This is a genomic window from Streptomyces griseoflavus, from assembly GCF_014649995.1.
In the GTDB taxonomy this organism is placed as follows: Bacteria; Actinomycetota; Actinomycetes; order Streptomycetales; family Streptomycetaceae; genus Streptomyces; species Streptomyces griseoflavus.
On record NZ_BMUC01000001.1, the window covers coordinates 1084123 to 1105359 of the forward strand.

Annotated in this window: 24 protein-coding genes; 11 read left to right on the forward strand and 13 right to left on the reverse strand. The window is 71.9% G+C overall.

Features of this window, described 5'->3' with window-relative positions:
- Positions 1-4 precede the first annotated feature (4 nt).
- The 3 genes from IE172_RS04755 to IE172_RS04765 all read right to left on the reverse strand — a co-directional run bounded on the left by IE172_RS04755 (position 5) and on the right by IE172_RS04765 (position 2132).
- Positions 5-469 carry a GNAT family N-acetyltransferase gene (locus tag IE172_RS04755; RefSeq protein ID WP_190095768.1) on the reverse strand — a complete coding sequence of 155 codons (465 nt, stop codon included), beginning with the start codon at positions 467-469 and terminating at the stop codon, positions 5-7.
- Positions 466-885, reverse strand: coding sequence for a RidA family protein (locus tag IE172_RS04760; RefSeq protein WP_190095769.1), 420 nt, complete (start codon positions 883-885; stop codon positions 466-468). Before IE172_RS04760 ends, IE172_RS04755 begins: the two co-directional genes overlap by 4 nt.
- 107 nt (positions 886-992) lie before the next feature.
- The gene (locus IE172_RS04765; protein ID WP_190095770.1) at positions 993-2132 is read right to left on the reverse strand and encodes a glutathione-independent formaldehyde dehydrogenase; all 1140 of its coding nucleotides are present in this window, start codon (positions 2130-2132) and stop codon (positions 993-995) included.
- A gap of 172 nt (positions 2133-2304) precedes the next feature.
- Between IE172_RS04765 and IE172_RS04770 the strand changes: the two genes are divergently transcribed.
- Complete coding sequence (locus IE172_RS04770; protein ID WP_189555277.1) at positions 2305-2496, forward strand: hypothetical protein; 192 nt, start codon at positions 2305-2307, stop codon at positions 2494-2496.
- Positions 2497-2528: 32 nt separating this feature from the next.
- Here IE172_RS04770 and glpK read toward each other — a convergent pair whose 3' ends face one another.
- Entirely contained in the window at positions 2529-4055 is a 1527-nt protein-coding gene (glpK, locus tag IE172_RS04775; RefSeq protein WP_190095771.1) for a glycerol kinase GlpK, read from the reverse strand.
- 40 nt (positions 4056-4095) lie between these two features.
- A complete protein-coding gene (locus IE172_RS04780) occupies positions 4096-4929 on the reverse strand; it encodes an MIP/aquaporin family protein (protein ID WP_229885770.1) in 834 nt (277 codons plus the stop codon).
- Between the two features lie 404 nt (positions 4930-5333).
- Here IE172_RS04780 and IE172_RS04785 point away from each other — a divergent pair, with 404 nt between their 5' ends.
- Both IE172_RS04785 and IE172_RS04790 read left to right on the forward strand, forming a co-directional pair.
- Positions 5334-6116, forward strand: coding sequence for a nucleotidyltransferase domain-containing protein (locus IE172_RS04785; RefSeq protein WP_190095773.1), 783 nt, complete (start codon positions 5334-5336; stop codon positions 6114-6116).
- 288 nt (positions 6117-6404) lie between these two features.
- Positions 6405-6587, forward strand: a complete 183-nt coding sequence (locus IE172_RS04790) for a DUF8839 family protein (RefSeq protein ID WP_190095774.1) — start codon at positions 6405-6407, stop codon at positions 6585-6587.
- A 36-nt stretch (positions 6588-6623) separates the two neighbouring features.
- Here IE172_RS04790 and IE172_RS04795 read toward each other — a convergent pair whose 3' ends face one another.
- The gene (locus tag IE172_RS04795) at positions 6624-7067 is read right to left on the reverse strand and encodes a hypothetical protein (RefSeq protein ID WP_190095775.1); all 444 of its coding nucleotides are present in this window, start codon (positions 7065-7067) and stop codon (positions 6624-6626) included.
- Positions 7064-7765, reverse strand: coding sequence for an ATP-binding protein (locus tag IE172_RS04800; RefSeq protein ID WP_438817004.1), 702 nt, complete (start codon positions 7763-7765; stop codon positions 7064-7066). Before IE172_RS04800 ends, IE172_RS04795 begins: the two co-directional genes overlap by 4 nt.
- 195 nt (positions 7766-7960) lie before the next feature.
- Here IE172_RS04800 and IE172_RS04805 point away from each other — a divergent pair, with 195 nt between their 5' ends.
- The 3 genes from IE172_RS04805 to IE172_RS04815 all read left to right on the forward strand — a co-directional run bounded on the left by IE172_RS04805 (position 7961) and on the right by IE172_RS04815 (position 9992).
- Positions 7961-8821, forward strand: coding sequence for a Sco1979 family transcriptional regulator (locus tag IE172_RS04805; RefSeq protein WP_190095777.1), 861 nt, complete (start codon positions 7961-7963; stop codon positions 8819-8821).
- On the forward strand, positions 8822-9106 hold the full coding sequence (locus IE172_RS04810; RefSeq protein ID WP_190095778.1) for a DUF397 domain-containing protein: 285 nt from the start codon (positions 8822-8824) through the stop codon (positions 9104-9106). It abuts the gene before it with no gap.
- 82 nt (positions 9107-9188) lie between these two features.
- A complete protein-coding gene (locus IE172_RS04815) occupies positions 9189-9992 on the forward strand; it encodes an SAM-dependent methyltransferase (RefSeq protein WP_190095779.1) in 804 nt (267 codons plus the stop codon).
- Positions 9993-10205: 213 nt separating this feature from the next.
- Here the strand turns inward: IE172_RS04815 and IE172_RS04820 are convergent, their stop codons facing one another.
- Both IE172_RS04820 and IE172_RS04825 read right to left on the reverse strand, forming a co-directional pair.
- Positions 10206-11702 carry a glutamate synthase subunit beta gene (locus tag IE172_RS04820; protein WP_190095780.1) on the reverse strand — a complete coding sequence of 499 codons (1497 nt, stop codon included), beginning with the start codon at positions 11700-11702 and terminating at the stop codon, positions 10206-10208.
- Positions 11703-11800: 98 nt separating this feature from the next.
- On the reverse strand, positions 11801-12283 hold the full coding sequence (locus tag IE172_RS04825; RefSeq protein ID WP_190095781.1) for an anthrone oxygenase family protein: 483 nt from the start codon (positions 12281-12283) through the stop codon (positions 11801-11803).
- Between the two features lie 201 nt (positions 12284-12484).
- On the opposite strand from IE172_RS04825, the gene IE172_RS04830 reads away from it, so the two are divergent.
- Positions 12485-13117, forward strand: a complete 633-nt coding sequence (locus tag IE172_RS04830; RefSeq protein WP_190095782.1) for a nucleoside/nucleotide kinase family protein — start codon at positions 12485-12487, stop codon at positions 13115-13117.
- Positions 13118-13305: 188 nt separating this feature from the next.
- The gene (locus IE172_RS04835; RefSeq protein ID WP_190095783.1) at positions 13306-13734 is read left to right on the forward strand and encodes a CBS domain-containing protein; all 429 of its coding nucleotides are present in this window, start codon (positions 13306-13308) and stop codon (positions 13732-13734) included.
- A 207-nt stretch (positions 13735-13941) separates the two neighbouring features.
- On the opposite strand, the gene IE172_RS04840 is transcribed toward IE172_RS04835, so the two are convergent.
- Both IE172_RS04840 and IE172_RS04845 read right to left on the reverse strand, forming a co-directional pair.
- Positions 13942-14928, reverse strand: coding sequence for a carbohydrate kinase family protein (locus tag IE172_RS04840; protein ID WP_190095784.1), 987 nt, complete (start codon positions 14926-14928; stop codon positions 13942-13944).
- On the reverse strand, positions 14879-15790 hold the full coding sequence (locus IE172_RS04845) for a pseudouridine-5'-phosphate glycosidase (protein WP_190095785.1): 912 nt from the start codon (positions 15788-15790) through the stop codon (positions 14879-14881). The genes IE172_RS04840 and IE172_RS04845 overlap by 50 nt, the downstream gene beginning before the upstream one ends.
- Positions 15791-15891: 101 nt before the next feature.
- Between IE172_RS04845 and IE172_RS04850 the strand changes: the two genes are divergently transcribed.
- Positions 15892-16320, forward strand: coding sequence for a VOC family protein (locus tag IE172_RS04850; protein WP_190095786.1), 429 nt, complete (start codon positions 15892-15894; stop codon positions 16318-16320).
- A 33-nt stretch (positions 16321-16353) separates the two neighbouring features.
- On the opposite strand, the gene IE172_RS04855 is transcribed toward IE172_RS04850, so the two are convergent.
- Both IE172_RS04855 and IE172_RS04860 read right to left on the reverse strand, forming a co-directional pair.
- Positions 16354-16929 (reverse strand): methylated-DNA--[protein]-cysteine S-methyltransferase, encoded by a 576-nt coding sequence (locus IE172_RS04855; RefSeq protein WP_190095787.1) that lies wholly within the window; start codon positions 16927-16929, stop codon positions 16354-16356.
- Positions 16930-16992: 63 nt separating this feature from the next.
- The gene (locus tag IE172_RS04860) at positions 16993-17868 is read right to left on the reverse strand and encodes a glycerophosphodiester phosphodiesterase (protein ID WP_190095788.1); all 876 of its coding nucleotides are present in this window, start codon (positions 17866-17868) and stop codon (positions 16993-16995) included.
- Between the two features lie 278 nt (positions 17869-18146).
- Between IE172_RS04860 and IE172_RS04865 the strand changes: the two genes are divergently transcribed.
- Together IE172_RS04865 and uvrB are read left to right on the forward strand one after the other, a co-directional pair.
- Entirely contained in the window at positions 18147-19007 is an 861-nt protein-coding gene (locus IE172_RS04865; protein ID WP_190095789.1) for an MHYT domain-containing protein, read from the forward strand.
- 40 nt (positions 19008-19047) lie between these two features.
- Entirely contained in the window at positions 19048-21189 is a 2142-nt protein-coding gene (gene uvrB, locus IE172_RS04870; RefSeq protein WP_190095790.1) for an excinuclease ABC subunit UvrB, read from the forward strand.
- Positions 21190-21237: the final 48 nt, after the last annotated feature.

The window sequence follows — 21237 nt, forward strand, 5'->3', positions numbered from 1 at the left end:
GGTCTCACGGCCGCCACCGGTACCGCACGTCCGGCTCCCGCTCCTCGTTGCCGGAGCCGTCCGTGTGCTCCACGGCCGTGAATCCGTGCCGTTCGTAGAAGCGGTGCGCGGGCGCGTTGACCTGGAAGGTCCACAAGGACAGGCCCACGGGGCTGCGTTCCTTGGCCAGGGCCACGAAGCGGTCGCCGAGCCCTCGCCCGCGCCAGCCGGGTTCCAGGTACAGCTGATCCAGCTCCGCACCCTCCAGCACCAGCACCCCGACGACGCCCTCGCCCGCCGCTTCCGCCACCCACGTCTCCCGCAGCGGCACCAGGACGTGCCGGAAGTAGTCCCGCACCTCGTCGTCGGAGCGGGGCCGGACCACGTCCGGCAGCGCGGCGGCGAAGGAGCGCAGCCACACCCCGGCCGCGGCCGCGGCGTCCACGGCGTGGGCCCGGCGCAGTGTCACCGGACGCTCGCCGGCGGTCACGCGGCGGCCGGACCGGGGCCGGGGACGACCGCCGTCGCCGTGATCTCGACGAGCTGCCCGGTGTAGCCGAGGCAGGCCACGCCGATCAGGGTCGACGAGTGGGGTCCCGTGCTCAGCCCGGACGCCTCGACGACGTCCCACACGGCGGAGAGCACGGACGGCTCGGCGCTCACGACGTACACGTCCGTCGCGACGACGTGCTCCAGGTCGCTGCCCACCGCCCGCAACTGTTCGCCGAGGTTGGCGATGACCTGCCGGGCCTGCCGCACCGGGTCCCCGGCTCCCACCAGCTCGCCGTCCGCGTCCAGCGGGACGGACCCGGCGAGGAACGCCAGCCGGGTGCCCGCCTCGACGACGGAGACGTGGGAGTAGACGGGCGGCGGGAACAGGGAGGGCACGGTGACGCGCTGGATCACGAAGGCTCCTGGAAGGGGAACGGTGGACGGCCGGTGCCGTCCACCGTTCCACCGCTCGGCCCGCCCCCGCATCCGAATTACCCCCGGAGACCTCCGGCCGCCGCGGGCTACGGGTGCAGGATCACCTTGGTGTAGCCCTCGATGCGCTTGTCGAACTTGTCGTAGGCCGACGGCGCCTGATCGAGGGGCATTTCGTGGGAGACCACGAAGCTGGGCTTCGCCCGCCCCTCGATGATCATGTCGCGCAGCTGCCGGTTGTAGCGCTTCACGTTGCACTGTCCCGTGCCCAGCTTCAGGCCCTTCTCGAAGAGCTTGCCGACCGCGACGAGGAGCATGCCCTGCTTGGACTGCTCGTCGGGGGCGCCGGGGTCGGACGGGACGTAGAGCCCGGGAATGCCGAGCATGCCGGTGGCCCGGACGGTGCGCACCAGCGAGTTCAGCACGGTCGCCGGCTCCTCCCGGTCCGAGTCCTTGCCGCCCGCCGACGCCTGGTAGCCGACCGCGTCGACGCCCTTGTCGGTGCCGATGCCCTCGGTCTGCGCGTGGATCTGCTCGACCGGGTCGCCCTCGGCGAAGTTGATGGGCACCGCGCCGATCTCCTCGGCCTTCTGCAGCCGCTCGGGCACCCGGTCCACGACGAACACCTTCCTCGCGCCGCGCAGCAGCGCCGAGTAGGCGGCCATCAGACCGACCGGGCCCGCGCCGTACACCGTGACGCTCTCGCCGGGCCGCACCTGGGCGAGTTCACAGCCGTGGTAGCCCGTGGGGAAGATGTCGGCGAGCAGGATGAAGTCCTTCTCGTGTTCCGTCCCCTCGGGCAGTTTCAGGCAGTTGAAGTCGGCGTAGGGGACGCGCAGGTACTCCGCCTGGCCGCCCTTCCACGGCCCCATCGCGACGTAGCCGTAGGCGCCGCCGGGGAAGCCGGGGTTCACGGTCAGGCAGTAACCGGTGAATCCGTCCACGCAGTTGGTGCAGAACCCGCAGGCGACGTTGAAGGGCATGACCACCCGGTCGCCCTCCTTGAGCGAGGTGACGCCCGGGCCGACCTCCGCGATCGTGCCCATGTTCTCGTGGCCGAAGGTGATGCCGGGCTCGGCGGCGGTACGGCCCTCGTACATGTGCAGATCGGAACCGCAGATGGCGGTCGAGGTGACCCGTACGATCACGTCGTTCGGATGCTGGATGGTGGGGTTGTCGACTTCTTCGACCGCAACCTCGAACGGTCCCTTGTACACGACGGCCTTCATGGCTCAGACCTCCACTCGGTGGTGTGCGTGTCCGGTGCCGCGCCTCCCCCGATGCTCCGCGTGACCCATTTCTCATGGTTATCCGGTCTGTCCCGCTGGGCAAGCCGGTAATGTCCCCATACGTATCGTCCTACGAAATACGTATCGTCCTACGAAAGCGAAGGGGGCCGTCATGGCGGCACAGCGGCTGGGAACCCTGCTCGTCCCCGTGCCCGGGCTGTCCGGCACGACCTACCCGGTGGGCACCACCGTGACCGTCCGTGGTCGCGGCGCGACGGTCGACGGGTTCGTGAACGGCGACTGGCTGCCGCTGTCGTGGTGGGAGTTCTCCGACGGCCTCCGTGAGGACATCGCCGACCGCTGACCCCCCCGCACGCCGCACCCGGACGGTCCCCGTCAGCCGTCGTCGCTCACCCGCACCCAGTCCAGCGTGCGCTCCACCGCCCGCTTCCAGTCCTGGTAGCCCTCCTGACGCCGCTCCTCGTCCCACTGCGGCTGCCAGCGCTTCGACTCCTGCCAGTGGGTGCGCAGCTCGTCGGTGTCGGACCAGAAGCCCACCGCGAGTCCGGCGGCGTACGCGGCACCGAGCGCGGTGGTCTCGGCGACCACGGGACGGCTGACCGGCACCCCCAGCACATCGGCCTGGATCTGCATGCACAGGTCGTTGGCGGTGACGCCGCCGTCGACCTTCAGCACGTCCAGGTGCACGCCGGAGTCCTTCTCCATCGCCTCGACCACGTCACGGCTCTGGTAGCAGATCGCCTCCAGGGTGGCCCGCGCGATGTGACCGCCGGTGTTGTACCGGGACAGTCCGACGATGGCGCCCCGGGCGTCGGAGCGCCAGTAGGGGGCGAACAGGCCGGAGAACGCCGGGACGAAGTACATCCCGCCGTTGTCCTCCACCGAACGCGCCAGCTGCTCGCTGTCCGGGGCACTCCCGATGATCTTGAGCTGGTCACGCAGCCACTGCACGGCCGCACCGGTGACGGCGATGGAGCCCTCCAGCGCGTAGACCGCGGGGCTGCCCGCGAACTGGTACGCCACCGTCGTCAGCAGGCCGCTGCGTGACCGCACCAGTTCCTCGCCGGTGTTGAGCACCAGGAAGTTGCCGGTGCCGTAGGTGTTCTTCGCCTCGCCGGGGGAGAAGCAGACCTGTCCCACGGTCGCGGCGTGCTGGTCGCCGAGCACGCCGGTGATCGGGACGGCGGCGCCCAGCGGCCGGGAGGTGCGGGCGGTGCCGAAGGCCTCGCTGTCGGACGAGGGGTGGATGGCCGGCAGCATCGAGCGGGGGATGCCGAAGATGCCGAGCAGTTCGTCGTCCCAGTCCAGGGTCTCCAGGTTCATCAGCATGGTGCGGCTGGCGTTGGTCACGTCCGTGGCGTGCACACCGCCGTTGGGTCCGCCAGTGAGGTTCCACAGCACCCAGGCGTCGGTGTTGCCGAACAGGGCGTGGCCCGCCTCGGCGGCCTCGCGCAGCCCGTCCACGTTCTCCAGCAGCCACTTGATCTTGCCGCCGGAGAAGTAGGTGGCCGGCGGCAGACCGGCCTTGTGGCGGATGACGTCGCCGTGCCCGTCGCGTTCGAGAGCCGCGGCGATGCGGTCGGTGCGCGTGTCCTGCCAGACGATGGCGTTGTAGTACGGGCGGCCGGTGCGCGGGTCCCAGACCACGGTCGTCTCGCGCTGGTTGGTGATGCCGATGGCCCGCAGGTCGCTCGCCGACAGGCCGCCGTCCCGCAGGGCGTTCTGGATCACCGTGTTGGTGCGTTCCCAGATCTCCACCGGGTCGTGCTCCACCCAGCCGGAGCGCGGCAGGATCTGCTGGTGTTCCAGCTGGTGCCTGGCCACCTCGTTGCCGGAGTGGTCGAAGATCATGAAGCGTGTGCTGGTGGTCCCCTGGTCCACCGCGCCGACGAATTCTGGCATCGCTGCCACCTCTCCTGGTGTGACGACAGAGCCTGGGGATCTACGGTTCCTCGGTGGCGGGGCCTTCCTCCTGCGCTCCCGCCCTGGCGGTGATCACCGGCTTGAGGAGCAGGTCGTAGACGAGGACACCGGCGATTCCGCCGATGAGCGGGCCGGCGATGGGGATCCACCAGTAGCCGCTGAACCATCCGAACGTCCCCGGCAGGGCGATGTCGCCCCAGCCTTCGAAGTAGGTGAACAGACGGGGTCCGAAATCACGCGCGGGATTGATGGCGTATCCGGCATTCGTGCCGAACGTGAGACCGATCGCGACGACCACCAGGCCGATGAGGAACGGGTGGAGATTCGACAGCGGAGCCACGTTGCGCATGTCGATGAGCGCGCAGATCAGCAGGAGGAGAATTCCCGTTCCCACGATCTGGTCCAGCAGCGGGCCCCACCAGGAATCACCGAAGTATTCGGCGGGGAACGTGGCGAAGATGGAGTAGGTCGCCAGTGACTCGTCCCGCGGGATCGCCGCCTTGGTGTTGGCCGCGTCGATGGCCCACCGGTAGCAGGCGTAGACGAGCGCGGCGCCGACGAAGGCGCCGAGGATCTGGGCCAGCCAGTACGGCAGGACCTTCTGCCAGGGGAAGTCCCTGCGTACGGCGAAGGCCAGCGTCACCGCGGGGTTGAGGTGGGCTCCGCTGATGCCGCCGGCCACGTAGACACCGAAGACCACGGCGAGGCCCCAGCCCCAGGAGATGATCAGCCAGTTGGCCGGCCCGAATTCCACGAATTGTCGCCCCGACCCGGGCAGGCCCACGACGGCGACGGCCACCGACCCGATTCCCAGCAGAAGCAGGACGAACGTTCCCAGGAATTCGGCGAGCATGTCGCCGGCAATTCCTTCTTTGTATCCACGGCGACGTGGCGGTGCTGCAATGCGTTCAGCCATCGGCTCTCCTCAGCAGGAATGGCGTGGGCCTTTCCTCCCCCTGACGGCAGCGTAGGTCGAACACGCCGACAGGGCGCGCGGAGCGGCATAATTACCTCCAACAGCCCAATTCGGCTCGTCAGCGGTGGCGGGCGAGTTCACCGGACACGGCGGCATTACGGCGTGCCGGCCCCCCCCACGGTCCGGACCCCGTCGCAGGAGATCGAGTGCGGTCAGTTGCCCGGGAGTCCGTCCGGGGCCGGGGCACGGACGCGGCCGGACGAATTTCCGTGGCCGCGCGCTCCACGGCGCCCTAGCCTGTCCGGCGGCCCCCGCACACCCCGGACCACCAGGAGCCGACCGTGCCGCCCGTCCCCTCCGACGAGGACTTCCTCGACCGTACGGCCGACCGCCTCGCCGCCCTGCCCGGTGTCCACGCCGTCACCCTCGGCGGCTCGCGCGCCCAGGGCACCGAGCGGCCCGACAGCGACTGGGATCTCGCGCTGTACTACCGAGGCTCCTTCGACCCCGGCGATCTGCGCGCCCTCGGCTGGGAGGGCGAGGTCTGCGGCATCGGGGACTGGGGCGGCGGCGTCTTCAACGGCGGCGCCTGGCTGACCGTCGAGGGGCGCCGCGTCGACATCCACTACCGGGACCTCGCCGCCGCCGAACACGAGCTGGCGGAGGCCGAAGCGGGCCGCTTCCGGGTCGAACCCCTGATGTTCCACCTCGTCGGCATCCCGACCTACCTGATCGTCGCCGAACTCGCCGTCAACCGGGTGCTCCGGGGCGACACACCCCGCCCGCGCACCTACCCGCCGGCGTTGCGCGCGAGCGCCCCACCTCACTGGACCGGCATCGCCGACGCCACCCTCGCCTACGCCAGGGCCGGCCATGCTCCCCGGGGAGCCCTCGCCCAGGTCGCCGGTGCCGTCGCCGTGGCCGCGACCTGCGCCGCGCACGCCGTGATGGCGGCACGCGGGGAGTGGGTCACCAACGAGAAGGGGCTGCTCCAGCGCGCCGGGCTGGGCGGGATCGACGAGTTGGTCACGCGGCTGACCGCCACGCCCGACACGCTCGTCCAGGGCGTCACCGAGGCGGAGGACATGCTCGCGCGGGCGGTCGCGGAGGCCCGGCCCGCCTGAACCGGACAAGGGGCGGCGGCGGATCCAGGATCAAGGCTACGAGGGGGCTTCGAAGGGCTCCGAGGGGCTTCGAGAGGGCTCCGAAAGGCTCCCAAGGGCCTCGAAGGCACTCACGACACGTGCGATCACCTTCACCGAGCGTCACCGATTGCTCCGTAAAGACGAGAGCCCGCTCACACTTGGCGGTGAACGGGTGTCAACTACGTCTCAGTACCGTCACCGGGCGAGGCGTTCGCCCCATGGTTGGCGTTTAACTCTACGAGTACAGCGCAACATGGAGGTGGCAGGGTGAACGGGCGAACAGTGCTCGAACGCTTTCCCGCAGGTGGACCGCGCGGCTCATGGCCGGCGGAGGAGTTCGCGCACGCGCGGCGCCTGGAGGGTCTGCCCGCCGAGGTTGTCATGGACCTCGCGACCGACATGTTCCTGGTGATCGTCCGCGCGGACGGCGGCGGCGATGTGAGGGCGTGACGCCGCGAGCGGACGCCCGGCCGTCGTGACGCGGTGTTACGCGATGACCGGGCGGGACCACGCGGGTGCGGTGCCCGTGAGACGGCAGAGGGCCAGATACAGCGGTATCGGCGGGGTGTAGGGGAGCGTGCCGTCCGGGCGGTGGATCAGGCCGGGCAGGGCGGGGACCCCGGCGTCGGGCAGGACCGCGCCGGTCGCGTACCGCGCGGGGGCGGGCCACTCCAGGGCGTAGTCCGAGTCCGACGGGACCAGCCACCACCAGTGCGCCTCGTCGGCGTAGACGCACCCGACCCGCGGCAGCCTGGGCAGCACGAGGGGCCCGAGCCGGGCGGGGACCGCCACGGCGTCGCAGCCCATCGGGGCCGTCATCCCGTCCGGGACCGGAAGGCGCCGGGGGACGGTCCGGGGCTGCCGTCCGCGCTGGAGGCGGACCAGCGAGTCCAGGCTCAGCAGGGTGCCGGTGCCGGGAGCGCCTGTCACGCAGCTCCTCCGTTCCGGGGAGACTCCGGCCGCAGCCGGGCGGACTCGCCGCTGTCGGCGTCGCCGTGGTCGCCACCGTGGTCCTCGTCGTGACCGTCGTCCGAGCCGCCGGCCGGGCCGGGCTTCGGGCGGGCGCCCCAGCCCAGGTCGTTGCGCGGCTCGGCCGGATCGCCCGGGGCGTCCGCCTTGTGGGGCAGATCCGCCCACACCAGCAGACCGGGGCCCTGCTCGTGGGCGCCCCAGGAGTGACACAGGGCGTCGACGAGGAGCAGTCCCCTGCCGTGCTCGTCGTCCGGCCGCTGCCTGGTGTTCGCCCGCGGCCTGTCCGGCGCGCAGCCCTCGTCCCGCACGGCTATGCGCACCAGGTCGCCGCCCTCGTGCAGCTCGCAGACTATGTGGCTGCTCGCCGTGTGCACGATGGCGTTGGTGACGAGTTCGGAGACGACCAGTTCCGCCGTCTCGCAGGTGTCCTCGCACACCGACCAGCCGGTCAGTCGTGCCCTCGTCAGGCGTCTGGCCTGAGCCGGGGAACCCAGATGAGCGGCCAGCTCGAAACGGAACCGGCGCTCGGCGGCGGTCCCCCAAGGGGCCGGTGCCGAGGCGGCGCCGAGGCCGACGGAACCTGCGGCGGCGTCTGTTCCTAAGGGCGCGGACGGAATCACGCTTGCCACTATCGCCCCGCCGTGAACACTTGGCAAGTGTCACTCTGGAAAATGCAGAGTGCTGTGTGACGGTCTGGACGGCCGTGGCACACTGCTCGCAACAGCACCCCGCGCGGCGCCAGTTGGGATCGCCGGAGATTGGTTCGAACGCAAGTTCGCTTGAACGAATCTTCGAATGGATCTTCGAATGGCGCCGCCGGGCTGTCAGCATGTGTGCGAAGGAGGTGGAGTGTGAGTGAACCGCGGTCCGCGCCGACGGTGGGACAGGTCGTCCTCGGCCGGCGCCTGCTGGACCTGCGGGAACGCGCGGGACTGAAGCGCGAGGAGGCCGCCCGCGTCCTCCGCGTCGCCCCCGCCACCGTGCGCCGCATGGAGATGGCCGAGGTCGCGCTCAAGATCCCGTACCTCCAGCTCCTGCTCAAGGCGTACGGCGTCTCCGACGACGAGGCCGACGCCTTCGTGCAACTGGCCGAGGACGCGAACCGTCCCGGCTGGTGGCAGCGCTTCCACGACATCCTCCCCGGCTGGTTCTCGATGTACGTCAGCCTGGAGGGTGCCGCCTCCCTCATCCGCAGTTACGAACCCCATTTCGTCCCCGGAGTGCTCCAGACCGAGGACTACGCGCGTGGCGTGCTGCGCTCCGGTGCCATCGGGCAGACCCGGCCCGAGGACATCGAGCGCCACGTCGACCTGCGCATGCAACGGCAGGAACTGCTCACCCGTGAGGACGCGCCCCGGCTGTGGGTCGTGATGGACGAGACCGCGCTCCGCCGCCGGGTCGGCGGCCCGGAGGTGATGCGTGCGCAGATCGACAAGCTGCTCGAGGCCACGAAGCTGCCCAATGTGACGCTGCAGGTCGCGACCTTCGCCGGCGGGCCGCACCCCGGTACGTACGGGCCGTTCGTGCTGTTCCGATTCGCCATGCCCGAACTGCCGGACATGGTCTACAGCGAGTACCTGACCGGCGCGGTCTACCTGGACGCGCGCACCGAGGTGGCGACCCACCTCGAGGTCATGGACCGCATGGCGGCGCAGGCCGCTACGGCACATCGCACGAAGGAGATCCTCCGGGATCTCCGCAAGGAGCTGTGAATGGAACTCATGGAGTCCCGGAAGTCCCTGCCCCAGCCGCTGGTCCGCACCGAGCGGATCTACAACGGCATGCCCGCGAGGGACCTGGGCAGCGAGGGCTGGCACAAGCCGTGGAGCGGGGGCAACGGAGGAAACTGCCTGGAGGCGATGAAGCTCGACGACGGCCGCATCGCCGTACGCCAGTCCACCGATCCCGACGGACCCGCGCTGATCTACACCTCCGCCGAGATGACGGCCTTCATCGAGGGAGCGAAGGCGGGAGAGGCGGACTTCCTGCTGTCCTGACCTGTTGCGTGCTCCTCTTCTTCTGATCCCGACTTGGCACCGCCTTGATCACTAACAGTTGCAGACACTTACGGAGTCCGTCATGACCGGGCAGAACCCCGTGGAGATCGACACCAGCAGGCCGCACCCCGCACGTATGTACGACTGGTACCTCGGAGGCAAGGACAACTACCCCGTCGACGAGGCCGTGGGCCGGCAGATGCTGGCCCTCGACCCCCGGGTGCCGGTGATGGCCCGCGTGAACCGCGCGTTCATGCAGCGGGCCACGCGCTGGCTGGCCGGGCGGGGCGTACGGCAGTTCCTGGACATCGGCACCGGCATCCCCACCGAGCCCAACCTGCACCAGGTGGCCCAGGACGTCGTCCCGGACGCCCGCGTCGTCTACTGCGACAACGACCCCATCGTCCTGGCCCACGCGGCGGCGCTGCTGCGGGGCACGGACGAGGGGGCCACCGAGTACCTCCAGGCGGACGCCCGTGACCCGGACGCCATCCTGGAGGGTGCGCGGAAGGTCCTCGACTTCGGCGAGCCGATCGCGCTGTCCCTCATCGCGCTGCTCCACTTCGTCCCCGACGAGGACGGCGCACGGGATCTCGTCCGCCGTCTGCTGGACCCGCTGCCCCCGGGGAGCCACCTGGTCCTCACCCACGCCACGGCCGACTTCACGCCCGAGGAGTCGGCGGCGGCCACGGCGAAGCTGAAAGCGGCGGGGGTGACGCTGGCCCTGCGCTCGCGTGAGGACGTCAGCCGCTTCTTCGACGGCCTCGACCTCGTCCCGCCGGGCGTCACCATTCCCCACGAGTGGCACCCGGAGCTGGGCGACCCCGTACCCGGGCAGGCCGACGGCGTCATCCCGGGCTACGGAGCGGTGGCCCGCAAGCCCTGACGCCGCAGGGCACGCGGCGAGGGGCGGTGGGGGAGGAGGGGCGCGCCGGGGGCTCCGACGCGCCGTGTCGGTGCCCGTGGCCTGCCGGCGCCGGGTCTGCCGGGTGCGGCGCCCGGCCGGGTGCCGCGCGGGTCTGCCGGGTGCCGCGCGGGTCTGCCGGGTGCCGTTCGGCACGGCCGGGCCGCGGAACCCCCTGGCACGCACCGGCGCCGGTCACGCTGTCATCGGGCGGTCGTACGGGCCGATCGGCGCCGGCAGCCGCGAACCACTCCCGGTCAGGTAACCGTCGACCGCCGCCGCCACGGCCCGCCCCTCCGCGATCGCCCACACGATCAACGACTGTCCCCGAGCCGCGTCCCCCGCCGCGAAGACCCCCGGCGCAGCCGTGCCGAAATCCCCGCCCCGGGAGATCGTGCCCCGCGGCTCCAGCGACAGCCCCAGCCCCGCGAGCAGCCCGTCGCCGCGCTCCGGCCCGGAGAACCCCAGCGCCAGCAGCACGAAGTCCGCCCGCAACGACCGCTCCGTCCCGGGCACCGCCCGCCGGCCGGAGTCGACCTCCACCATCTCCAGCGACGACACCCGCCCTTCCCCGTCCCCGACGAACCGCGACGTCGACGCCGCGAACACCCGGGCGTGCGCGTCGGCCTCCACCCCCGGCGCCCTGCGCAACGCCCCCGCCTCCTCGTGCGACCCCGACACCCGGTACACCTTCGGATAGGTGGGCCACGGCTGCGCCTCTTCGTCCCGGGCGGCCCCCGGCCGCGCGTAGATGTCGAGCTGCGTCACCGACGCCGCACCCTCCCGCACCGCCGTCCCCACACAGTCCGACCCCGTGTCACCACCCCCCACGACCACCACGTGCCGGCCCGCCGCGGACAACGGCGACGACTCCAGATCGCCCTCGCACACCCGGTTGGCCAGCGGCAGATACTCCATCGCCTGGTGAATCCCCGCCAGCTCGCGCCCCGGCACGGGAAGTTCGCGCCACACGGTCGCCCCCGTGGCCACCACCACCGCGTCGTACCGCGCCCGCAACTCCGCCGCGTCCACGTCCCGTCCGACCGCCGTGGACGTGCGGAACTTCGTCCCCTCCTCCCGCATCTGCGCCAGACGCCGCTCCAGATGCCGCTTCTCCATCTTGAACGCGGGGATGCCGTACCGCATCAGCCCGCCCAGCCGGTCGTCCCGCTCGTACACCGCGACCGTGTGCCCCGCCCGCGTCAGCTGCTGGGCCGCCGCCAGCCCGGCGGGGCCCGAACCGATGACCGCGACCGTCCGGCCGGAGAGCCGCTCCGGCGGGGCCGGTGGCGCGAACCCCTCCTCCCACGCCCGGTCGGCGATCGCGCACTCGACGTTCTTGATGGTGACCGCCGGCTGATTGATGGCGAGCACACAACCCGCCTCGCACGGCGCCGGACACAACCGGCCGGTGAACTCGGGGAAGTTGTTGGTGGCGTGCAGCCGCTCCGCCGCGGCCCGCCAGTCCTCCCGCGACACCAGTTCGTTCCACTCCGGGATGAGATTGCCCAGCGGACAGGCCTCGTGGCAGAACGGGACCCCGCAGTCCATGCACCGGTCGGCCTGAGCGCCGATGATCGGCAGCAGCGCACCGGGGACACACACCTCGTCCCAGTCGCGGACCCGCTCCGCCACCGGCCTGCGCGGCCACTCCTCACGGGGCGTGGTCAGGAAACCCTTGGGATCGGCCATGGCCGTGTTCCTCTGCGTGCGCGGGTGACAGGCCGGGCGTCGCCGGGCGGCGCTCTTCCGGCCACGATACGTCCGCCGTGAGCCACGCAGCGACCTCGTCACCCGGTGAGTGCCAGCACGTACGCCAGCGCCGCCCCGGCCGAGGCGACCGTGCGCACGTGGTTCCACCTGGTCCACTCGCGCACGTACCGGGGCCAGTACGCGGCCGCCTCCCCGCTCCCCGGTTCCAGCCGGGCCAGCGCGTCGTTGCGCGGTACGTTCGCGACCGCGGTCACCCCGAACGACCCCACCAGGAACAGCGCACCACCGGCCAGCAGTTCCACCGCCCCTTCCGTCGGCCACAGCACGAACGTCACCACGGTGAGCACCGCGCACAGCAGCGTCGACCCGAGGAACACCAGCATGAAGGCCGGCCGCACCGCCGCCGTGTTCACCGTCCGCATCGCCGCCACACCCTGCGCGGGCGGCAGCGCGGCGAGCCCTCTCATCACGAACGTCGAGAAGGCGCAGAAGACCCCCGCCGTCAGCCCCGTCCCGAGCACACCCAGCACCGTCAGCACGTAGTACGGCCCGTCGATCATGTCGTCATCCCCGTTCCCCGGTCCTCAACCCCGTCCCCCGGCCGGCACACCCTCCCTCCGGCCCGTCACCACCAGTGAAGGCGGTCCGCGACCCGTCCCGCCATGGCCGAGCCGCGCCGGCCCATACGCGAGCGTCCAGCCCCCGGACCCCCGACCGGCCCCGCGCCGTGTTCCGTCCCCCGGCAGGCGCATCATGGCCGTGTGCGACTCGAACCGATCACCTGGGAGCGGCTCGGCGACCTCCTCGCCGACCGGCTGCTGGAACTGAAGACGTCCGACGGCGGCCCCTGGCCCCGGGTCGCGCTCGACGGCGCCCCGGCCGCCCGCCCGGGCGACCTCGCCGGACGCGTCGCCGAGGCGCTGCGGATACGCGGCCGTCCCTCCCTCGCGGTGGGCACCGACGGCTTCCTCCGCCCCGCCTCGGTCCGGCTCGAGTACGGCCACCAGGACGTCGAGTCGTACTACAGCGGCTGGTACGACACCGGAGCCCTGTGGCGCGAGGTGTTCGGCCCCCTCGAACCGGGCGGCAGCGGACGCGTCCTGCCCGACCTGTGGGACCCCCGCACCGACCGTGCCACCCGCACCCCCTACGTCCAGCTCCCGCCCGGCGGTGTGCTGTTGCTGCACGGGCCCCTCCTCCTGCGTCACTGGTTCCCCTTCGACCTCAGCGTCCACGTCCTCCTCTCCCCGGGCGCCCTGCGCCGCCGCACCCCCGGCGCCGACCACTGGACCCTCCCCGCGTTCGCCCGCTACGAGCGGGAGACCGACCCGGCCGGCACGGCCGACGTCCTGGTGCGGGCCGACGACCCCCGCCACCCCGCCTGGCGCGGCTGACCGGCGGGTGAGGGGCCGCCGGGCACAACGGACACCGGTGGGGGAGACCGCCGGACACCCCGCCCGCCCCGCTCCCGGAGGTCCGCTCCCCACGTGCCGTACGCGGGCGGCACGACGAGAATGAAAGGCGCCGGGACTCGCGGTGCGACCCGTGCCGCGCCGGCCGTCCGGCCATCAGGAGGTACCCCATGACCACCGCCGGAGACATCATGCACCGCGGCGCCCAGTGGATCCCCGCGCACGAGACCCTCGACCGGGCCGCCCAGTTGATGCGGGAACTCAACGTCGGCGCCCTGCCCATCAGCGACGAGAACGAGCGGCTCTGCGGCATCCTCACCGACCGCGACATCGTCGTCGGCTGCGTCGCCATGGGGCACGATCCCGCCCGGGTCACCGCCGGCGAGATGGCCAAGGGCACACCCCGCTGGATCGCCGCGGACGCCGACATCGACGACGTCCTGCACGAGATGCAGACCCACCAGATCCGCCGGCTCCCCGTCATCGACGACAAGCGCCTCGTCGGCATGATCAGCGAAGCGGACCTCGCCCGTCACCTGACGGGAGACCAGATCGCCACCTGGACCGAGACCGTCTACGCCCGGTCCGCCACGAGCTGAACCGCCCCCGGGCATCACCGCGGTGAGCCCGGTCGCGCACTGACCGTCAGTGTGTCGACATGCGGCCCCCTTCCCTGATCACCCCTGCCGTTGCCGCCTCCGCGCCCGCACCGCCAGTCTGCCCGTCCCGGACGGACCGCGTGCGGGCCTGTGGACAACGGCCGGAGCACCGCGTTCCCGCCTGTGGACAACGCGAGTTCTCCCCGCTCACGGCCGCCCGTCGGGCGAGCGGGGCGGACGGCCCCCGGTCCGCCCGACCGCCTGCGCGCCCGCCCCGCAGCCCTCCCGCGCCGCCTCTTCCGGCTCCGCGCCCGCGAGCAGCGCCGCGAGGAACGCACCGGTGAAGGCGTCACCCGCACCCGTGGTGTCCAGAGCCGTCACCGGTACCGCCGGAACCCGGGCGCACACCTCGCCCGACCGGGCCAGCAGCGCCCCCCGCGCTCCCTGCTTGGTCACCACCAGCGGCACATGGCGGCTCAGCCGCGCCGCCGCGTCCACCACGTCCGGCACCCCCGTCAGCAGACACGCCTCGTCACGACTGGGCAGCAGCACCTCCACCCCCTCGACCAGCGCCAGGAAACGGTCGGCGCCCAGCGTGCCGAGGAACCCGGCCGACGCCGGATCCAGGCTCACCGGCACCCCCCGCGCCCGCGCCGCCTTCAACGCCACAGCGACGAACGCCCGGCCCGACTCGGAGAACAGCAGATAACCCGACAGATGCAGCCGCCCCACCCCGTCCAGCAGCGCGTCCGACCAGTCACCCGGGTCCAGCCGCAGCGACGCCCCGCTGTCGGTGAGGAAGGTCCGCTCGCCCGCCGCACCCCCGTCCACCAGACAGATCACCGTCCCGGTCGGTGCCCGCTCGTCCACCACCAGCAACGGACGGACCCCGCACGCGGCCAGCTCCCTCTCGTGCCAGGCCGCCGCGTCCGCGCCCACCCGCCCCAGCAGCCGCACCTCCGCGCCGGCCCGGCGCGCCGCCCAACAGGCCACATTGGCGCCCGCGCCCCCCGGCACCGTACGGATCGCCGCCGCCGTGTCCGTCCCCGGAGCGAGCGGCCCCCGGTGCCTGGCCACCACATCCGTGATCACATCACCCGCGACCAGCAGCGCCCCGCCCCGCACGGCCCCCCTCACCCCGCCGTCACTCCCCGGCGGCCCAGGCGCCCGCGACCCGCGCCGCCAGCCGCACATTGCCGCGCACCGCCGCCAGATTCGCCTCCAGGGAGGCACCGCCGCTGCCGCGCACCAGATGGCCGAGCAGGAACGGGGTGACACCCTGCCCCGTGATCCCCTCCGCCGCGCACGCGCGCAGCGCCTCGTCGAGCACCCGCGCGTGCACCCCGGGGTCCAGTTGCTCGTCCTCGGGAACCGGATTGGCCACGATCAGCGCCGACCCGGGCCCGCCGAGCGCGTCCTGCGCCCGCATCGCCCGTGCCACCTGCCCCGGCGAGTCCAGCCGCCAGTCCACGGGATGCCCCGAGTCGGCCAGGTAGAAGCCGGGGAAGCGGTCCGTGCCGTACCCGGCGACCGCCACTCCCAGCGTCTCCAGCCGCTGCAACGTCGCCGGCACGTCCAGGATCGACTTCACCCCCGCGCACACCACGGTGATCCGGGTACGCGCCAGCAGCCCCAGGTCGGCCGACTCGTCCTGCGTCACCGTCCACTCCCGGTGCACCCCGCCGAGCCCTCCGGTGGCGAACACCCGTATGCCCGCCAGCTCCGCCAGGAGCGCCGTCGCCGACACCGTCGTCGCCCCGCTCGCCCCGGCCGCCACCGCCAGCGGCAGATCGCGGTGGCCCAGCTTGCGGATGCCGTCCTCGTCCGCCACCCGCTCCAACTGGCCCCCGTCCAGGCCCACCCGGGGGCGCCCGTCGAGTACGGCGATCGTCGCCGGGACCGCGCCCTCCTCCCGGACGGCCGCCTCCAGCTCCAGCGCCACGCGGAGATTGCGCGGCCGGGGCAGCCCGTGCGCGATGATCGTGGACTCCAGCGCCACCACCGGCCGGCCCGCGGCGAGCGCCTCCCGCACCTCTTCGGACACCATCAGCACCACGCGCCTGCCTCCTGTCTGCCGCCTCCCCCTCATCTCTGGCGGGCCACGCCGCGCACCAAACCCCTTGCGTGTCGCGGCGCAGGTCACCGAGGCTGGCAGACATGACGGACCACACGACTCGACTCGACCACATCGTGCTGTGGGTGCGTGATCCCATCGCCGCCGCCGGCTTCTACGAGAAGACCGTGGGCCTGGAGCCCGTCAGGCTCACCGACTACGCGGAGGGCGAGGCACCCTTCCCCTCGGTGCGGGTCAACGAGGGGACCATCCTCGACCTCATGCCGCTGACCATGGCCGCACGCATGACGATGCTCCCCGGCGCGGCCGAAAGCTCCGGCCACCCCGTCAACCACGTCTGCCTGTCCCTGCCGGCCGACGCCTTCGACACCCTCCGCGGCCGCCTGCTGGAGCAGTCCGTACCGGTGACGGACCTCTCGCACGGCTCGTTCGGGGCGCGCGGCGCCGCCCGGCGCAGCTTCTACTTCCGCGACCCGGACGGCAACGTCTTCGAGGCGCGGCACTACGACTGACCGGACCGGGCCCCGCCCGGTGCGCCCGAGCCGTCAGAACAGCGGCTCGGGCAGCACACCTTCCAGGGCGAGCAGCCGCCGCTTGGTCTCCAGCCCGCCCCCGAAACCGCCGATGCCGCCGTCCCGCTCCACGATCCGGTGACAGGGCACGACCACCGGCAGGGGATTGGCGCCCATGGCCGTCCCCACCGCCTGCGCACCGCCCGGCCGGTTCACCCGCCCGGCCAGGTCGCCGTACCCGATGACCGTGCCGAACGGCACCCCGGCCGCCAGCTCGCGCAGCACCTCCCGGTGGAAGCCCGATATCAGCGACCAGTCCAGCGGCAGCTCGAAGGACCGGCGCTCACCCGCGAGGTAGGCCTCCACCTGGCGCACCGCCTCGCCGAGCACCGCGGAACCGGACTCCCGCGCCGCCGCCGTGCCCAGCTCGGCCGGCTCGCCGCCGAGCCGGGACGCCAGCCGCTCCAGCGCGCGGTCGCGCACCTCGTCGGTGGCGTGGAAGACGACGTTGACCAGGCCGTCCCCGGTCGCGGCCAGCAGCAGCGGACCGATACCGGTGGCCACGACGGTCCACACGGCCGGCCGCTCGTCCTGCCCAGGGCTGTCCATGCGCCTCAGCGTACGACCCGCCACCGACAGGCCGGGGCGGGAGCCGCTGACCCGGGCGCGCGCTCAGCCGCCCACCGCATCGCGCACCACGTCGGGCGTGTTGGTGATGATGCCGTCCACCCCGAACCCGGCGACCCGCCGCGCCGCGGCCGCGTCGTTCACGGTCCAGGTGTGCACCTGCATCCGCGTGCCGTGGGGCCCCCGGAAGCCGTGCACGGCGGCGACGTAGGGAGCGGAGATCGAACCGTGGGAGGGATTGATCTGGTCGGCGAAGGACGCGTACGAGGGCAGGTCCGCCACGGGTGGCGTCCCGAGGAACCCGGTCCTCACCGCCGGCTTCAGGGCGTGGACCGTGCGCACGCTGTCCGCGCTGAAGCTCTGCACGACCAGCCGGCCGCCCGTGTGCCCGGGGTCGAGCCACCCCTCGTTGGCGAGGACCTTGAGCGTCTCGCGCTCGATGCCCGGATAGAGCTGCGGGTTCTTGAGCTCCAGCAGCAGCTTCTGGTCGTGGCGCTCCATGCGGTCCAGGAACTGCTGGAGCGTCGGTACGCGGGTGCCCGCGTACGCAGGAGCGAACCAGCTGCCCGCGTCGAGGCGGGCTATCTCCGCGGCGGTGAAGTCCTTCACCTTCCAGGGGGACCGGTCGGGGAAGACCTCCTCGACGTCGGTGGTGCGCTGCAGGCTGTCGTCGTGCAGCACGACGAGCGCACCGTCCCTGGTCCGCTGGACGTCGTTCTCCACCCACTCGACGTCCAGGGCGGCGGCCTTGTCGACGGCCGCGAGCGTGTTCTCGGGCGCGTAGGCGGAAGCGCCCCGGTGGGCGACGACCACGGGATGCGGCCCCGTGTCCGCGGCGGCCCGCGCGGGCGGGAGCGGGAGCAGCAGGGCCGCCGTTCCCAGGAGCGCGGTGGTCGATGCGGCGACAGCGCGTGCGTGCATGCGTACTCCTCGCGTCGAACGATCACGGTCGGATCAACTCTGACAGCAGAGGGTCAAGGGGAGACGGGCACAGAATGACCACAGATTGAACGGACTTGCCCGAACTCCGCACACTGATGCCACACACCTGGGGCAAGGGCGTGTTTCTTTGCCGGAAAGTCGTTCGACCATTCCGGTGGGGGTCATACTCTCTGCGTCGCCCGGGCCGCCCCCGCGTCCTGGGAGGGGGCTCACATCGGGACACCGCGGGACGTACAGGGCGGGAAGGACAGCCGCGCATGCAAGGCACGGTCGACGGATTCAGCTACGGCCTGGTCACACCGTTGGTGGCCTTCCTCATGGCCTGCCTCGGCGGCGCCCTGGGCCTGCGCTGCACCACCAGGTCCATGACGGCGCCCCGGCCCTGGCGTCCCGTCTGGCTCGCCCTGGGCTCCGTGGCCATCGGCTCCGGCATATGGACGATGCACTTCATCGGCATGATGGGCTTCGCGATAGAAGGCACCCCCATCCACTACGACCGGGCCCTGACCTTCGCCAGCCTCGCCGTCGGCATCGTCATGGTGGGCACCGGGATCTTCATCGTCGGCTACCGGGGCCACTCCGGGACGGCGCTGTTCACCGGGGGCACCGTCACCGGCCTCGGCATCGCCTCGATGCACTACCTCGGCATGGCCGGCATGAGCCTCGACGGGCGGCTGGAGTACGACACGGTCGTGGTCGCCGTCTCCGTGGCCATCGCCATGGCCGCCGCCAGCGCCGCCCTCTGGGCGGCCGGCCAGGTGCGGGGCTTCCTGTGGAGCGTGGGCGCGAGCCTCGTCATGGGGCTCGCCGTCACCGGCATGCACTACACCGGCATGGCCGCGCTCGACGTGCACGTCCACGGTTCGGCCGTCCCCGCCGGGGGTGAATCCGCCGCCGCCCTGCTCGGCCCCCTGATGGTCGGCCCGCTCGCCTTCCTCGTCCTCGCCGGCGTCGTCGTGGCCGTCGACCCGCTGATGATCTCCGGCCGGCCGCCTGGTCCCCGGGCCGAGCACAGGCCCGGTGTCCCCGCCCACTCCACGGCCCGCCGCCCGTCGCGCTCACGGCTGCGCCACCGCGGCCCCGTGGAACACCGCTCCCGGACCCCGCAGCGCCACTGATCCGGACCCGTTGTCAGTGGGGGGTCGTACGGTGGATGGCATGCGGCCCGTTTCCCAGATCGAACGCACGGTGGCGCCCTTCGAGGTCGTCAGCCCCTACCAGCCCAGCGGCGACCAGCCGACGGCCATCGCCGACCTCGCCCGGCGCATCGAAGCAGGCGAGAAGGACGTCGTCCTGCTCGGCGCCACCGGCACCGGCAAGTCCGCCACCACCGCGTGGATGATCGAGAAGCTCCAGCGTCCCACCCTGGTCATGGCGCCGAACAAGACCCTGGCCGCCCAGCTCGCCAACGAGTTCCGCGAGCTGCTGCCGAACAACGCCGTCGAGTACTTCGTCTCGTACTACGACTACTACCAGCCCGAGGCGTACGTCCCGCAGTCGGACACCTACATCGAGAAGGACTCCTCGATCAACGAGGAGGTCGAGCGGCTGCGCCACTCGGCGACCAACTCCCTGCTCACCCGCCGCGACGTCGTCGTGGTCGCCTCCGTCTCCTGCATCTACGGCCTGGGCACGCCGCAGGAGTACGTGGACCGCATGGTCCCGCTCCGCGTCGGCGACGAGTTCGACCGCGACGAGCTGCTGCGCCGCTTCGTCGACATCCAGTACACGCGCAACGACATGGCCTTCACCCGCGGCACCTTCCGGGTGCGCGGCGACACCATCGAGATCTTCCCGGTCTACGAGGAGCTCGCCGTCCGCATCGAGATGTTCGGTGACGAGATCGAGGCCCTGTCCACGCTCCACCCGCTCACCGGCGAGATCATCAGCGACGACCGGCAGCTCTACGTCTTCCCCGCCTCCCACTACGTCGCCGGCCCCGAGCGGCTGGAGCGCGCGGTCAACGACATCGAGAAGGAACTCGGCGAGCGCCTGAGCGACCTGGAGAAGCAGGGCAAGCTCCTGGAGGCCCAGCGCCTGCGGATGCGCACCACCTACGACATCGAGATGCTCCGCCAGATCGGCTCCTGCTCCGGCGTGGAGAACTACTCGATGCACTTCGACGGCCGCTCTCCCGGCTCCCCGCCGAACACCCTGCTGGACTACTTCCCCGACGACTTCCTCCTCGTCATCGACGAGTCGCACGTCACCGTCCCGCAGATCGGCGCCATGTACGAGGGCGACGCCTCCCGCAAGCGCACCCTCGTCGACCACGGCTTCCGCCTCCCCTCCGCCCTGGACAACCGCCCGCTGAAGTGGGAGGAGTTCCAGGAGCGCATCGGCCAGGCCGTCTACCTGTCGGCCACCCCCGGACAGTACGAACTCTCCCGCTCCGACGGCTTCGTCGAGCAGATCATCCGCCCCACCGGCCTCGTCGACCCCGAGGTCGTCGTCAAGCCCACCGAGGGCCAGATCGACGACCTGGTGCACGAGATCCGCACGCGCGTGGAGAAGGACGAACGCGTCCTGGTCACCACGCTCACCAAGAAGATGGCCGAGGACCTCACCGACTACTTCCTGGAACTCGGCATCCAGGTGCGCTACCTGCACAGCGACGTCGACACACTGCGCCGCGTGGAGTTGCTGCGGGAGCTGCGCTCCGGCGAGTACGACGTGCTGGTCGGCATCAACCTGCTGCGTGAGGGCCTCGACCTGCCCGAGGTGTCCCTGGTGGCGATCCTCGACGCCGACAAGGAGGGCTTCCTGCGCTCGGGCACCTCCCTGATCCAGACCATCGGCCGCGCGGCGCGCAACGTGTCCGGCCAGGTCCACATGTACGCCGACAAGATCACCCCGGCGATGGAGAAGGCCATCGACGAGACCAACCGCCGCCGGGAGAAGCAGATCGCCTACAACCAGGCGCGCGGCATCGACCCCCAGCCCCTGCGCAAGAAGATCAACGACATCGTCGCGCAGATCGCCCGCGAGGACATCGACACCGAGCAGCTGCTCGGCTCGGGCTACCGCCAGGCCAAGAAGGACGGCGGCGGCACCAAGTCGCCCGTGCCCTCCCTCGGCGTCAAGGCCGCGAAGAACGCCAAGGGCGCCAAGGGCAAGGCCGCCGAGACCGTGCCGACCGACCGTCCCGCCGCGGAACTCGCCGGGCAGATCGAGGAACTGACCACGCGGATGCGGGCCGCCGCGGCCGACCTCCAGTTCGAGATCGCCGCCCGGCTGCGCGACGAGGTGTCGGAGATGAAGAAGGAACTGCGGCAGATGCGGGAGGTCGGCCTCTCCTGACATCGCGTACGGGATGTGTTGCAAGAACGACACAAAGTGCGGACCTGG

Bases quoted from the DNA above. Each gene is read 5' to 3' on its own strand.
- IE172_RS04765 (WP_190095770.1), bottom strand. From the start codon at position 2,132: ATGAAGGCCGTCGTGTACAAGGGACCGTTCGAGGTTGCGGTCGAAGAA.
- IE172_RS04770 (WP_189555277.1), top strand. From the start codon at position 2,305: ATGGCGGCACAGCGGCTGGGAACCCTGCTCGTCCCCGTGCCCGGGCTG.
- glpK (WP_190095771.1), bottom strand. From the start codon at position 4,055: ATGCCAGAATTCGTCGGCGCGGTGGACCAGGGGACCACCAGCACACGC.
- IE172_RS04780 (WP_229885770.1), bottom strand. From the start codon at position 4,929: ATGCTCGCCGAATTCCTGGGAACGTTCGTCCTGCTTCTGCTGGGAATC.
- IE172_RS04810 (WP_190095778.1), top strand. From the start codon at position 8,822: ATGGAACTCATGGAGTCCCGGAAGTCCCTGCCCCAGCCGCTGGTCCGC.
- IE172_RS04815 (WP_190095779.1), top strand. From the start codon at position 9,189: ATGACCGGGCAGAACCCCGTGGAGATCGACACCAGCAGGCCGCACCCC.
- IE172_RS04820 (WP_190095780.1), bottom strand. From the start codon at position 11,702: ATGGCCGATCCCAAGGGTTTCCTGACCACGCCCCGTGAGGAGTGGCCG.
- IE172_RS04825 (WP_190095781.1), bottom strand. From the start codon at position 12,283: ATGATCGACGGGCCGTACTACGTGCTGACGGTGCTGGGTGTGCTCGGG.
- IE172_RS04835 (WP_190095783.1), top strand. From the start codon at position 13,306: ATGACCACCGCCGGAGACATCATGCACCGCGGCGCCCAGTGGATCCCC.
- IE172_RS04840 (WP_190095784.1), bottom strand. From the start codon at position 14,928: ATGTGCGGCTGGCGGCGCGGGTCGCGGGCGCCTGGGCCGCCGGGGAGT.
- IE172_RS04850 (WP_190095786.1), top strand. From the start codon at position 15,892: ATGACGGACCACACGACTCGACTCGACCACATCGTGCTGTGGGTGCGT.
- IE172_RS04855 (WP_190095787.1), bottom strand. From the start codon at position 16,929: ATGGACAGCCCTGGGCAGGACGAGCGGCCGGCCGTGTGGACCGTCGTG.
- IE172_RS04860 (WP_190095788.1), bottom strand. From the start codon at position 17,868: ATGCACGCACGCGCTGTCGCCGCATCGACCACCGCGCTCCTGGGAACG.
- IE172_RS04865 (WP_190095789.1), top strand. From the start codon at position 18,147: ATGCAAGGCACGGTCGACGGATTCAGCTACGGCCTGGTCACACCGTTG.
- uvrB (WP_190095790.1), top strand. From the start codon at position 19,048: ATGCGGCCCGTTTCCCAGATCGAACGCACGGTGGCGCCCTTCGAGGTC.